Raw genomic sequence first — 13,188 nt, 5'->3', positions numbered from 1 at the left:
TCGTGTCTGTTCCGGTTCAGTCGAAGAGGACACTGGGGTTGAGGATTCCGTCCGGGTCGAAGGCTCGCTTGATCCCGCGCATCAGTTCCACCTTCGCGGGGTCTTCCAGCTCCAGGAAGTAGCGCTTCTTCGTCGTGCCGATGCCGTGCTCGCCGGAGACGGCCCCGCCGAGGTCAACTCCCGCGCGGAACAGGCTCCGTAGGACCTCTTCCAGCAGCTTCGCGTTCGGCTGGAAGACCGCCAGGTGTACGTTGCCGTCTCCCGCGTGCCCGCAGCCGGTGACGATCGACGCGCTGTCCCGGGCGATCACGTCCGCCTCGGCGAGCAGCCGTGGGAGGGACGCGCGAGGTACGACTATGTCCACGACCTCGTCGGCGCCGGCCGACTTGGCGGCCCAGAAAGCCCGCTCCCGCGCCTCGATGAGCTGGCGTGCCGCTGTTGGCGGCAGGACGTAGACGTCGGCGGCGCCCAGGTCGAGCAACTGCTCGCCCAGGGATTCCACATCGGCGTCGATCCGCTCCGCCGACGGCCCTTCGAGGACCACGACCAGGTAGCCGAGCGCGGTGGCGCGGACCCGCTCGGGGATGCCGAGCCCGAGGTCCTGCTGGGCGGTCATCGCGGCCATCGTGAGCATGTCGACGTACTCCAGGGCCAGCGGGTCCAGCCCTCCGGCCAGCAGGCGCGGCACGGCTCGCGCGATCTCCTCGGCCGTGGCGAAGGGCGCCAGCACTGTCGCGCCGTGCCCGGCGCGGGGTTTGAGACGCAGGGTCGCCTCGGTAACGAGAGCGAGGGTGCCCTCGGAGCCGACGATCAACTGCGTCAGGTCGTAGCCGGTGCTGGTTTTCACGAATTTCCCGCCGCTGCGTACAACCGTTCCGGAGGCCAACACGGCTTCTATGCCTAGGACATGGTGCCGGGTGACGCCGTGCCGGACGGCGTGCATGCCACCGGCGTTGGTGCCGATCGTGCCGCCGACCGACGCACTCTGCTCACCCGGGCGTACCGGGTAGCACAGCCCGAACTCGGCTGTTCGGGAGTCGAGTTCGGCCAGGGTGACGCCGGGCTGTACGACGGCGACGTGGTTGTCGGTGTCGATCTCCAGCACCTGGTTCATCCGCTCGAAAGAGACGACGACGCCGTCTGCGGCGGGTACGCAGGCTCCGGACAGCCCGGTGCCGGAACCCCGTGCCGTCAGGGGGAGTTGACGCTCGGCGGCGACCGTGATGATGCCCGACACCTCGGCGGTCGTCGCGGGCCGTACGACGAACCCCGGCCGCCGTGCCGCGCCGGCCGGCGACTCGTCGTGCCCGTACTCCTCCGGCACACCGTCCTCGGTGAGAACGTGCTCCGGTCCCACCACCTTCGCCAGGAGCGTTCCGGTGTCGGTCATGATCCGGTTCCCTTCGTCGAGCCTCCCGCCCCGGGGCACCCGCAGCAGCGGGCCGGTGACGCGCTCGCCATGGTGGGGGCGCGGCGGTGGGCGAGGGATCCGGCCAACTGGCCTCGATGCGAGGCCAGTTGGCCCTTTCCCCGGGGAACCGGTCTCCCTACGCCAGCGCTGCCTTCAGCACGTCGAAGGCGGTCGCCGGATCGGCCAGGGCGTGGTAAATGCCCGGTATCTCGCGGTCGTCGAGGCCGAACAGGCCGTAGACGGCGTGCATCGCGCCGCGCACGGAGTACTCGACCGTGAAGACCACGTCCTCCGGGATCTCCGTGAACTGCCCCAGGAGGGCGAAGTTGGCGGAGCCGCGCGGGATGACCAGGGGGCGGTCGTGCGTGGTGCGCGGGGCGAACTGGCTGGTGATGTACGGCATCATCACCGGGATCACGGTCGTGGTCGCCGCGACCTCCTTCTCGATGTCCGACATGCCGAGGTGGCCGAGGAGTTCGGTGAGGATCTCCCGGCCGGTTGCCTCGGCCATCGGCTTGCCGACGAAGTCGCCGTCGCGGTCGGTGAACAGGCCGTAGCCCCACAGGGTGTAGACGTCCTCGGGCTGGCCGTCGAAGTGCGGGGCGTGCGGCACGACAATGGACATCAGCCAGTTGGAGTCCTTGAACGTCATCAGCGCGCCGGTGCCGGGGAGGTTGCCGGACAGCTCCTCGATGCGGTGCAGGAGGAGCGGGTCGCGCAGGGTGAGGCTGAAGGACTCCCACTTGGCCTCGTCCACGTTGCCGTTGAAGGCTGTGGGGCGGCCGAAGTCGTCTGCCTTGGCGGCGAGGGTCTCCCAGAGCCGCCAGCCACCGTCCCGCTTGTCGCGGACCAGTTCGGGCGCGGCGTCGTCGCTGCCGTAGGCGGCGTCGGCGGTCATCGAGCCCAGGGTGAGGAACGCGTAGTCGTCGGCGGTGAGTTCGTACGTGTCCGGGTGCCCGTCGCGTTCGAGGTGCAGGCGTCGTGCGCGCCGTACGCCGTCCACGTCGGTGGTGAAGTCGACGTCGGTGACCCGCACGCCGTACTCGAAGACCACGCCACGGGCCTCAAGCCAGGTGCGCAGTGGCCGGATGATCGAGTCGTACTGGTTGAGGCGGGTGCGGCGCACGCCGGTGAGGGTGTGCATGCGGGGGAACTCCTGCATGAAGCGCAGGAGATAGCGCTTCAACTCGATGGCGCTGTGCCAGTTCTGGAAGGCGAACGTGGTGCGCCACATCGTCCAGAAGTTGGTGGCGAAGAAGTGCGGGGAGAAGAAGTCCTCGATCCTGCGCGCCCCGATGACCGCTTCGGGCAGCACCAGCAGACGGGTCAGCTCCAGGCGGTCGCGGGTGTCGAGGCCGTAGTCGGCGGCGTCCAGGACCGTGGTGCCGTGGCCGATCAGGCGGGCCTTGGCGTCGGTGGGCCACTTGGCGTTGAACTCGGTGATCTCCTCGCGTACCGAGACCGTCTCGTCGGTGAGGGTGGGGATCGTCTCCAGGAGGTTCCACAGGCAGGTGTAGGCCTCTTCCTCCAGCATCCGTCCGCCGCGGGTGACGTACCCGGCGGGCTCGCCGCTGCCGTCCATCGAGCCGCCGGCGACGGGGAGTTCCTCCAGGACGTGGATGTGCTCGCCGGGGTAGTCGGCGTCGCGGACGAGGAAGGCGGCGGCCGCGAGGGAAGCGATGCCGCCGCCCACGAGGTAGGCGTGGGACGAGCGCGGAGCGTCTGCCATGACGTCCCTCCGTTCTGCCGCCCGGGTCGTCCGGGCGGCCGACAGTGTTCAGGGCCCTGCGCGACAGACACCTGGTGTGGTTCTCCGGTGTGGGGCGCGAGGTGGCGCCGGGCTGCTCGGGGTGAGCGTGGCGGCCATGCCACCAAGCCAACTCGCGGGGTGTTGACCAGGGCAGGGGCCGAAGGTCCCTGCCCACCTGCCGAGCGCCCCTGGCTGGGACGGATGCGGGGTCCCGTGGAACCCTTCCCCGGCGACCTTGCGCCGGCTGACGTCCCGGACGTCACCGAGATGTCGGCAGCGGTTGCTCCGGGGTGTCCGCCTGCTGGAGTTCGGCGAGGATCTGGTTCTGTCCGGTGAGGAGTTCGGTGAGGATGCGGCGCGCGGCGCGCAGGAGTTCGGCGACGTCTCCGCCGGCCAGCGCGTAGCGGACCGTGGAACCCTCCCGCATGGACACGACGATGCCGGAGCGGCGCAGGACGGCCAGTTGCTGCGACAGGCTGGACGGCTCGATCTCGATGTCGGCGAGCAGGTCCCGTACGGACACCGGCCCGTGCTGGAGGAGTTCCAGCACCCTGATGCGTACGGGGTGTCCGAGCATGCGGAAGAAATCCGCCTTGACCTGGTAGAGGGGGACCTGCATGGATGCTCGCTCCTTGCCGGATGGTGGGAATGCGGCTCGCGGGACGTGGCGGCTTCCGAGGGCGGCGTCACGCCACAGGCCGCCCTCGGAAGCCGATCCTTCACGCCCTTGGCTCTGCACGGGCGCACCTTGTGACCATGCTGATGTGATGAGTTGAAGAGGTCTTCACATCAAGGGCAGGCGTCGTCCCCGCATGCCGGTCCGGTCTAGATCTCGATCGCTCCTTCCACGCGTTTGAGTTGGTGGCGGGCCATCGCCAGGTTCGAGCGGGCCTTGTCGAGCACGAGGTACAGGAACAGGCCGTTGCCGTTGCGGCCGGTGACCAGGCGGATCAGGTGGTACTGGCTGTCCAGCGTGATCAGGATGTCCTCGATCTGGCCCTTGAGGCCCAGTTGCTCCATGGTGCGCACCTTGGCCCGGATCACATCCGTGTTACCGGCGGCGGCGACCGTCAGGTCCAGGGTCTTGCTGCCGCCCAGCGTGCCCAGCGCCATTCCGCTGGTGTAGTCGACGACCGCGGCCCCCAACGCTCCCTCGATCCCGGCCGTCATTTCCTTCAGCGACACTTCCACACTCGCCACTGCGCCTCCCCTTGCGTTCCGTTGGCTACGGCGGACCGCTGCCGATCCGCCTCGGTGCCGGGACCGTACGCACGTGGCTCTCACTGCAGGAGAGTCTCTTCGGGACTGATCTGCGACGACCGAACAGCGCCACGACGGGACCTGTTGATGGTCCACAACTGGCCTGAACGGTACCGAAGTTGACGCCTGGTCCGGTGCGGGCGGCACACCGGTCCCACGGTCCGTGGCCGGCTTCGACGCCGCCCGTCTCCAGGGCCTCGTGGACATCGAACCGGACGTCCCCGCAGGCCCGTTCACGCGTCACGTCGGTGGGCCGTTCGGGACCTGACGGCCGGGACCAATGGCCCCAGGTGGGGATGTTCGGCCACTGACCAGGACCACCGCCGCCGAGAAGGATCAGGCACAGATCGATTCCCCTGCAGTGACCCGCGCAAGGAGCACCACCATGCCCAGGACCCCAAGCAGTGAGGGGGCGGTTCCCAAAGCGGCACTCGGCCTCTCCGGTGCGACCGCGCTCGTGGTCGGCACCATCATCGGGACCGGGGTGTTCGCGCTCCCCTCGGCCCTCGCGCCGTACGGCCCGATCGCGCTCGTGGCGTTCGGGGTCGTCACGCTGGGCGCACTCGCGCTGGCGGTGACCTTCGGGGCGCTGTCGAAGCGCGTCCCGGGGAGCGGCGGACCGTACGTCTACGCCCGTGAGGCCTTCGGCGAGTTCGCCGGATTCCTCAACGCCTGGTCGTACTGGATCACCGCCTGGGCGGGGAACGCCGCGATCGTGGTGGCCTGGGTCGGCTATGTCGAGGTGTTCGTCAACACCGGCCACAAGACGGCGATCTCGATAGGCATCGCGCTGATCGGGCTCTGGATACCCGCCGCGATCAACCTCACCGGCGTACGGAACATGGGCGCCTTCCAGGTGTTCACCACCGTGCTGAAGTTCGTCCCGCTGCTCTTCATGGCCACCATCGGCCTGCTGTTCATCGACCCGCACAACTTCGGTCCGTTCAACGCCAGTGGCCAGTCGGCGATGGGCGCGATCTCGGCCGCCGCGCCGATCGCCCTGTTCAGCTACATCGGCCTGGAGGCCGCCTCGGTGGTCGCCGGGCGCGTCCGCGAGCCGGGCCGCAACGTGCCGCGCGCCACCGTCTACGGCACCCTCGCCTGCGCCGTCATCTACATCCTGGGCACCCTCGCGGTCTTCGGTACCGTCTCGCACGGTCAACTCGGCGTCTCCACCGCCCCGTTCACCGACGCCGCCAACAACATCCTCGGCGGCACCTGGGCCGGCAACACGGTCGCCGTCGCCGCGATCGTCTCCGGCATCGGCGCCCTCAACGGCTGGACCATGCTCTGCGCCGAGATGCCGTACGCCGCCGCCCGCGACGGACTCTTCCCCGGCGCCTTCGCGAAGCTGCGCGGCGAGAACGGCGTCCCCGTCTTCGGCATCGTCGCCTCGACCGTCCTCGCCTCCCTGATCACGATCTTCAGCTACACCCGCTTCGACGACGTCTTCACCAAGATCGTGCTGCTGAGCGTGCTCACGGCCGTGATCCCGTACCTGTTCTCCGCCGCCGCCCAGCTGTACTGGCTGCTGGTGCGCGGACGCGAGAGCATCGCCGGCCGACGCCTGGCCCGCGACATCACGGTCTCCGGCCTGGCGATGGTCTTCTCGTACTGGGCGATCCAGGGAAGCGGCTACCAGACCGTCTACTACGGCCTGTTCGTCCTGCTGCTCGGCCTGCCGGTGTACGTGTGGCTGAAGCGGGGCCAGGGCGTGTACGGCGAGGAGCCGGCCCCGGCGGCCGTCCCCGAGGGGCGGGCCCCCGAGACCGTGACGCCGCCGGTCAAGCGGATCTCCCGCGCGGTACCGACCGGCCGCATCGGTGGCCTCCGGCGCGACCGCCTCCGCAACCGCGATTGACAGCGCCCCGCGCCAGGCACCCACCCGTACGACCAGAGGAGCAGCCCCGCCATGAACGCCACCGCCTTCCACGTCGACTCCGAGGTCGGCCGCCTCCGCCAGGTGATCCTGCACCGCCCCGGCCTGGAGCTCTCCCGGCTGACCCCGCGCAACGTCGACGCCCTGCTCTTCGACGACATCCTGTGGGCCAAGCGAGCCCGCGAGGAACACGACGCCTTCGCCCAGGTTCTGCGCGACCACGGCGCCCGCGTCCACTACTTCGCCGACCTGCTCGCCCAGACCCTCGCCGATCCCGAAGCCCGTGACTGGCTGCTGGAGCGGGTCGTCACCCCGGCCACCGTCGGCCCGGCACTGATCGACCCCCTGCGGGAGCTGTGCATCGACCTCGACGGAGAGACGCTCGCCGGCCACCTCATCGGCGGCATCCTCAAGAGCGACCTGACGCTCCCCACCCCGCACAGCCTGGTCTGGAACACCCTCGACGCCGAGGACTTCGCACTCACACCGCTCCCCAACCACCTCTTCCCGCGCGACAACTCCTGCTGGATGTACGACCGTCTGTCGGTCAACCCGATGGCCAAGCTCGCCCGGCGCCGCGAAAGCCTGCACGCCGAGACCATCTACCGCTTCCACCCGATGTTCTCCGGCACGGTCACCACACCGCTCCTCGACGGCGCGGTCGGCACCCTGGAGGGCGGCGACGTCCACGTCCTCGGCAACGGTGCCGTCATGGTCGGCATGGGGGAGCGCACCACCGCCCAGGCCGTGGAGAACCTGGCCTCCCGGCTCTTCGCCACCGGCACGGCGAACCGAGTGCTCGCCGTCCAACTCCCCGCCGCCCGGGCCTACATGCACCTCGACACCGTGCTCACCATGGTCGACCGCGACGCCTTCACCATCTACCCGGGCCTCGCGGACTCCCTCCGCTCCTGGACGCTCACGCCCAGCGACGCCCGCGAGACCGGCTTCGAGGTCACCCCGAACTCCGACCTGGCCGGCGCCCTGGCCGAGGCCCTCGACCTGGATAAGGTCCGGATGCTGTCCGCGCCGCAGGACATCCGCAGCGCCGAGCGCGAGCAGTGGGACGACGGCAGCAACTTCCTCGCCCTCGCCCCCGGCGTGGTCGTCGGCTACGAGCGCAACGTCACCACCAACACCTACCTCCGCAAGCAGGGCATCGAGATCGTCACCATCGCCGGCGCCGAACTCGGCCGCGGCCGGGGCGGACCGCGCTGCATGAGCTGCCCCCTCGAACGCGACCCGGCCGCCTGACCCAGCAAGGGGACTTCACCATGACCGTCGACCTGCGAGGCCGTTCCTACCTGAGCGAACTCGACCACACCGCCACCGAGATCCACCACCTCCTCGACCTCGCCGCCGACCTCAAGGCGGCCAAGCGCGCCGGCACCGAACAGCCCCGGCTGACCGGCAAGAACCTCGCGCTGATCTTCGAGAAGACCTCCACCCGCACCCGCTGCGCCTTCGAGGTCGCCGCCGCCGACCAGGGCGCCCGCACCACCTACCTCGGCCCCGGCGACACCCACGTCGGCAGCAAGGAGTCCATCGCCGACACCGCCCGGGTGCTGGGCCGGATGTTCGACGGCATCGAGTACCGCGGCTCCGCCCAGTCGATCGTCACCGAACTCGCCGCCCGCTCCGGCGTCCCCGTCTACAACGGCCTGACCGACACCGCGCACCCCACCCAGAGCCTGTGCGACATCCTGACCATGGACGAGCACAGCCCCAAACCCCTGCCGGACATCAGCTACTGCTACCTCGGCGACGCCCGCAACAACATGGGCAACTCGCTGCTGTCGATGGGCGCCCTGCTCGGCATGGACGTACGCATCGCCGCCCCCGGGGCCTTGTGGCCGGCGGCCGAACTGGTCGCCGCCTGCCGGGAGTTGGCCGAGGGCAGCGGGGCCCGGATCACTCTCACCGAGGATGTCGAGACCGCCGTACACGGCGCGGACTTCCTGCACACCGACGTCTGGGTCTCCATGGGCGAGCCCGCCGACACCTGGCGGAAGCGGATCGAACTGCTCCTCCCGTACCAGGTGAACGACAAGACGCTGGCCGCCACCGGAAACCCGGACGTCCAGTTCATGCACTGCCTGCCGGCCCTGCACGACCGCCACACCCACCTCGGCCAGGACCTCTTCGACACCTACGGACTGGACGGCCTGGAGGTCACCGACGACGTGTTCTCGTCCCCCGCCTCGATCGTCTTCGACCAGGCGGAGAACCGACTGCACACCATCAAGGCCGTACTCGTCGCCACCCTGGAGGACTGAGCCATGCGCATCGTCATCGCGCTGGGCGGCAACGCCCTGCTGCACCGCGGCGAACACCCCGACGCCGCCGTCCAGTTGGCGAACATCGACCGGGTGACCACCGCGATCGCCGCCCTCGCCACCGAGCACGAGATCGTCATCACCCACGGCAACGGCCCCCAGATCGGCCTCCTCGCCGTCGAGAGCGCGGCCGACCCGGCACTCAGCGCCCCCTACCCCCTCGACCTCCTCGGCGCCCAGACCCAGGGCATGATCGGCTCCCTGCTGGCCCGCACTCTGCACGACGCCCTCCCCGGACGCCGGATCGCCGCGCTGGTCACCCACACCCTCGTCAGGCCCGACGACCCGGCCTTCGAGCACCCCACGAAGTTCGTCGGCCAGGTGTACCCCTACGACGTGGCGTCCGCGCTCGCCCGTGAACGCGGCTGGCACATCGCCACCGACACCACCGGCTGGCGCCGCGTCGTCCCCTCCCCGGCGCCCGAACGGATCCTGGAGACAGACACGATCCACGACCTGCTGGGCAGCGGCACGCTCGTCATCTGCGCAGGCGGCGGAGGCGTGCCCGTCACCGCCGACGCCGACACCGGCGCGCTCACCGGGGCGGAGGCCGTCATCGACAAGGACTTCACAGCAGCCCTGCTCGCCGAGCACCTCAAGGCCGACTTCCTGCTCATCCTCACCGACGTGCCCTGCGTCTACACCGGCTACGGCACCCCCGACCAGCAGCCCGTCCTCGGCGCCACCCCCGCCGATCTGCGCCGGGGCGGCTTCCCCGAGGGCTCGATGGGCCCCAAGGCCGAGGCCGCCGCACGGTTCGTCGAACACACCGGGGGACTGGCCGCGATCGGCGCCCTGGACGCGGCGTACGAGATCGTCCACGGCCGGTCGGGCACGCTCGTCCGCCCGGAGCTGCCCGTCGTGTGAGCGTCCGTGACGGGGGTGGGCCGTTCGGCCCCGCGAGAGGGCCGGACGGCCGGGACCAGGGCCCTGGGCGGCCCTCCCCGTGATCACGGCGTCGCAGGACCATCGATACAGAGGCATTCAGGTGCGAGGCAAGGGAGAGAACCGGCGATGACAACGACAGCGGTAGCTGGAACGCGCGCCTCCGAGGCATGGCGCGGCTTCGCGGGTACCTCCTGGCGCGAGCGCGTCGCCGTACGCGACTTCATCCAGGCCAACTACACCCCGTACGAAGGCGACGCGTCCTTCCTGACCGGCCCCACCGACCGCACGCGAGCCGTGTGGGAGAAGGTCAGTTCCCTGTTCCCGGAGGAGCGCCGCAAGGGCGTCCTCGACATCGACACGGCGACCCCGTCGACGATCACCTCGCACGCGCCCGGATACATCGACCGCGAACGGGAGTTGATCGTCGGCCTGCAGACCGACGCCCCGCTCAGGCGCGCGATCATGCCCAACGGCGGCCTGCGCATGGTCGAGAACAGCCTGAAGGCCTACGGCTACGAGTCCGACCCCTTCGTCTCGCGCGTCTTCGGCACCTACCGCAAGACCCACAACGACGGCGTCTTCGACGCGTACACCCCCGAAATGCGGGCGGCCCGCAAGGCCGGCATCATCACCGGACTGCCCGACGCCTACGGCCGCGGCCGGATCATCGGCGACTACCGGCGCGTGGCGCTGTACGGCACGGACCGCCTGATCGAGGCCAAGAAGGCCGAGCGGGCCCTGCTCGACGCCTGCGCCTCCTCCGTCGAGGTCATCCGCGACCGGGAGGAACTCGCCGAACAGACAAGGGCGTTGGGCGAGCTCACGCGGATGGCGGCCATGTACGGCTGCGACGTCTCGCGCCCCGCCGCCACCGCCCACGAGGCCGTGCAGTGGCTCTACCTCGCCTACCTGGCCGCCGTGAAGGAGCAGAACGGCGCCGCGATGTCGCTCGGCCGCACCTCCACCTTCCTCGACGTCTACCTCCAGCGCGACCTGAACGAAGGCGTGTTGGACGAGTCCCGCGCCCAGGAACTGATCGACGACTTCGTGATCAAGCTGCGGATCGTACGGTTCCTGCGCACCCCCGAGTACGACGCCCTGTTCTCCGGCGACCCGACCTGGGTGACGGAGTCCATCGGCGGCATGGGCGCCGACGGGCGCACCCTGGTCACCCGCACGTCCTTCCGCTTCCTGCAGACCCTCTACAACCTCGGCCCCGCCCCCGAACCCAACCTGACGGTCCTGTGGTCGCCCCAACTCCCCTTTGCCTTCAAGGAGTTCTGCGCCCAGGTCTCGATCGACACCAGCGCCGTCCAGTACGAGTCGGACGAGCTGCTGCGCCCGTGCACCGGCGACGACACCGCGATTGCCTGCTGCGTGTCGGCGATGCAGGTCGGAAAGCAGATGCAGTTCTTCGGCGCCCGGGTCAACCTCGCCAAGGCCCTGCTCTACGCGGTCAACGGAGGCCGCGACGAGATGACCGGCGAACAGATCGCGTCGCCGACGGACCCGCTGACCGGCGAGTACCTGGACTACGAGGAACTGTCCAAGGCCTACGACCACGTCCTTGACTGGCTGGCCCGGACGTACGTCAACGCGCTCAACATCATCCACTACATGCACGACAAGTACGCCTACGAGCGCATCGAGATGGCCCTGCACGACTACCCCGTGCACCGCTTCATGGCCTGCGGCATCGCCGGCCTGTCGGTCGCCGCCGACAGCCTGTCCGCCGTCAAGTACGCCCGGGTGAAGGTGTTCCGCGACGCGAGCGGCCTCGCCGTCGACTTCCGCACCGAGGGCGACTTCCCGGCCTACGGCAACAACGACGACCGCGCCGACAGCATCGCCGTAGGCCTGGTGGAGTCCTTCATGGCGAAGGTGCGCCAGTACCCCACCTACCGGGGCGCCGAGCACACCCAGTCGGTCCTGACGATCACCTCGAACGTCGTCTACGGCAAGCACACCGGCAACACCCCCGACGGCCGCCTCGCCGGACAGCCCTTCGCGCCCGGCGCCAACCCGATGAACGGCCGTGACCGGCACGGAGTCGCCGCCTCGGCGCTCTCGGTCGCGAAGCTGCCGTACGAGCAGGCCCGTGACGGGATCTCGCTGACGACGACGATCACGCCCGAGGGACTGGGGCACGCGCCCGACGAGCGCGCCGGACACCTGGTGGGCATCCTCGACGCCTACACGGCCGCCGGCGGCTTCCACATGAACGTCAACGTCCTCGACCGCGCCACACTCGAAGACGCCATGGAACACCCGGACAAATACCCGGACTTGACCATCCGCGTGTCCGGCTACGCGGTCAACTTCGTCCGCCTGACCCGCGAGCAGCAGCTCGACGTGATCAGCCGCACCTTCCACGGCTCGCTGTGAGTACGGTGCGCACCGCGACGACCGGCCGGATCCACTCCTGGGACCTGTCCACCGGCGTGGACGGGCCCGGGACCCGGTTCGTGCTCTTCGTCAACGGCTGCCCGCTGCGCTGCCTGTACTGCGCCAACCCCGACACCTGGCACATGCGCGACGGCCAGGAGATGAGCGTCGACGCGGTGATGGCGGAGATCGGGAAGTTCCAGGGCTTCGTCACCACGGCCGGCGGCGGGGTCACCATCACCGGCGGCGAGCCACTGCTCCAACCCGTGTTCACCGCGGAGGTCCTGCGCCGCTGCAAGGAGGCCGGCCTGCACACCGCGCTCGACACCTCCGGCTTCCTCGGCGCCCGCGCCACCGACCAACTCCTCGCCGACACCGACCTGGTACTCCTCGACATCAAGTCCTTCGACGTCAACACCTACCGGAAACTGACCGGTGGCGAACTCGTCCCCACCCTCAACTTCGCCACTCGCCTCGACCGACTCGGCGTCCCGATGTGGATCCGGTACGTCCTGGTCCCCGGCTGGACCGACAACCCGGAGTCCGTGGACGCCCTGGCCGACTTCGTGGCGGGACTCGGCGCGGTCCAGCGGGTCGACGTGCTGCCCTTCCACAAACTCGGGGCCGCGAAATACGAAGGCCTCGGCATCCCCTTCCCGTTGCGCGACAACCCGGTCCCCGACCCCGACCTGATCGAGAGCGTCCGCGAGCGCTTCAGGGGGCACGGAGTCCAGGCTTACTGAGCGCCGAGCCATGGACGGCGTCAGCTTCACGAGCGGCGAGTGACTGAGGGTGGCATTCCCTGCGGCCGTGGCACTCGTGGTGGCCGCTTGGTTGCCGGACGCCTGCTGCGACAGGGGCCTGATCGACGGTGGGGGGCAGACGCGCAAACAAGGTCAGGGCCGGCATCGCGACCGTGGTCATCGGCGCGGCCGGGCCGGCCGGCGGGAGCGGGCCTCCGCGAAGTGGACCGACGAGCATCACGCCCTGGTCGATCCCGGTCTGCGGGCGGTGTGCCGCATGCCCCGACCTGTGGGTCGGTCCAGTGCTCGGCGGGGCCGGCAGACCGCACAGGTCAGGGCGACCACGACCGTACGGACCAGGTGGGAGCGCGTCACGTACGAGCATGCACGGAGCGCAAGCAAAGATTGCACTACCGCGTCCTCGCCTCCTGAGAGCTGCTCTGTTAGCTTCCGCCTGCGTCAATTCGGCAGCTGAAACTGCCCCGGTCTCCGTCATGCCGATCGTGCAGAGAAGGGTTCTTGCATAGGCGCTAGAA

10 protein-coding genes are annotated in these 13,188 nt (G+C 69.7%); 6 read left to right on the top strand and 4 right to left on the bottom strand.

Annotation, left to right across the window (positions count from 1 at the left end):
- Positions 1-16 precede the first annotated feature (16 nt).
- The 4 genes from OC490_RS46610 to OC490_RS46595 all read right to left on the bottom strand — a co-directional run bounded on the left by OC490_RS46610 (position 17) and on the right by OC490_RS46595 (position 4,361).
- Entirely contained in the window at positions 17-1,390 is a 1,374-nt protein-coding gene (locus tag OC490_RS46610) for an FAD-binding oxidoreductase (RefSeq protein WP_262064141.1), read from the bottom strand.
- 157 nt (positions 1,391-1,547) lie between these two features.
- On the bottom strand, positions 1,548-3,140 hold the full coding sequence (locus OC490_RS46605; RefSeq protein ID WP_262064140.1) for an oleate hydratase: 1,593 nt from the start codon (positions 3,138-3,140) through the stop codon (positions 1,548-1,550).
- Positions 3,141-3,420: 280 nt separating this feature from the next.
- Positions 3,421-3,780, bottom strand: a complete 360-nt coding sequence (locus OC490_RS46600) for an ArsR/SmtB family transcription factor (protein ID WP_262064139.1) — start codon at positions 3,778-3,780, stop codon at positions 3,421-3,423.
- 206 nt (positions 3,781-3,986) lie between these two features.
- Positions 3,987-4,361, bottom strand: coding sequence for a hypothetical protein (locus tag OC490_RS46595; protein ID WP_262064138.1), 375 nt, complete (start codon positions 4,359-4,361; stop codon positions 3,987-3,989).
- Positions 4,362-4,878: 517 nt separating this feature from the next.
- Between OC490_RS46595 and OC490_RS46590 the strand changes: the two genes are divergently transcribed.
- From OC490_RS46590 to pflA, 6 genes are all read left to right on the top strand, one after another.
- The gene (locus tag OC490_RS46590) at positions 4,879-6,282 is read left to right on the top strand and encodes an APC family permease (protein WP_262064171.1); all 1,404 of its coding nucleotides are present in this window, start codon (positions 4,879-4,881) and stop codon (positions 6,280-6,282) included.
- A gap of 51 nt (positions 6,283-6,333) precedes the next feature.
- Complete coding sequence (locus OC490_RS46585; RefSeq protein ID WP_262064137.1) at positions 6,334-7,554, top strand: arginine deiminase; 1,221 nt, start codon at positions 6,334-6,336, stop codon at positions 7,552-7,554.
- A 20-nt stretch (positions 7,555-7,574) separates the two neighbouring features.
- On the top strand, positions 7,575-8,576 hold the full coding sequence (gene argF, locus OC490_RS46580) for an ornithine carbamoyltransferase (RefSeq protein WP_262064136.1): 1,002 nt from the start codon (positions 7,575-7,577) through the stop codon (positions 8,574-8,576).
- A gap of 3 nt (positions 8,577-8,579) precedes the next feature.
- On the top strand, positions 8,580-9,503 hold the full coding sequence (locus OC490_RS46575) for a carbamate kinase (RefSeq protein WP_262064135.1): 924 nt from the start codon (positions 8,580-8,582) through the stop codon (positions 9,501-9,503).
- Between the two features lie 147 nt (positions 9,504-9,650).
- Positions 9,651-11,909 carry a formate C-acetyltransferase gene (gene pflB / locus OC490_RS46570; protein ID WP_262064134.1) on the top strand — a complete coding sequence of 753 codons (2,259 nt, stop codon included), beginning with the start codon at positions 9,651-9,653 and terminating at the stop codon, positions 11,907-11,909.
- Positions 11,906-12,652 carry a pyruvate formate-lyase-activating protein gene (gene pflA, locus OC490_RS46565; RefSeq protein WP_262064133.1) on the top strand — a complete coding sequence of 249 codons (747 nt, stop codon included), beginning with the start codon at positions 11,906-11,908 and terminating at the stop codon, positions 12,650-12,652. The genes pflB and pflA overlap by 4 nt, the downstream gene beginning before the upstream one ends.
- Positions 12,653-13,188 lie beyond the last annotated feature (536 nt).

The sequence above is a fragment of the Streptomyces sp. STR69 genome (genome assembly GCF_024519455.1).
Lineage (GTDB): Bacteria > Actinomycetota > Actinomycetes > Streptomycetales > Streptomycetaceae > Streptomyces.
The sequence above is the reverse complement of the archived record's forward strand: the minus strand, read 5'-3'. Positions and strand labels throughout refer to the sequence as shown.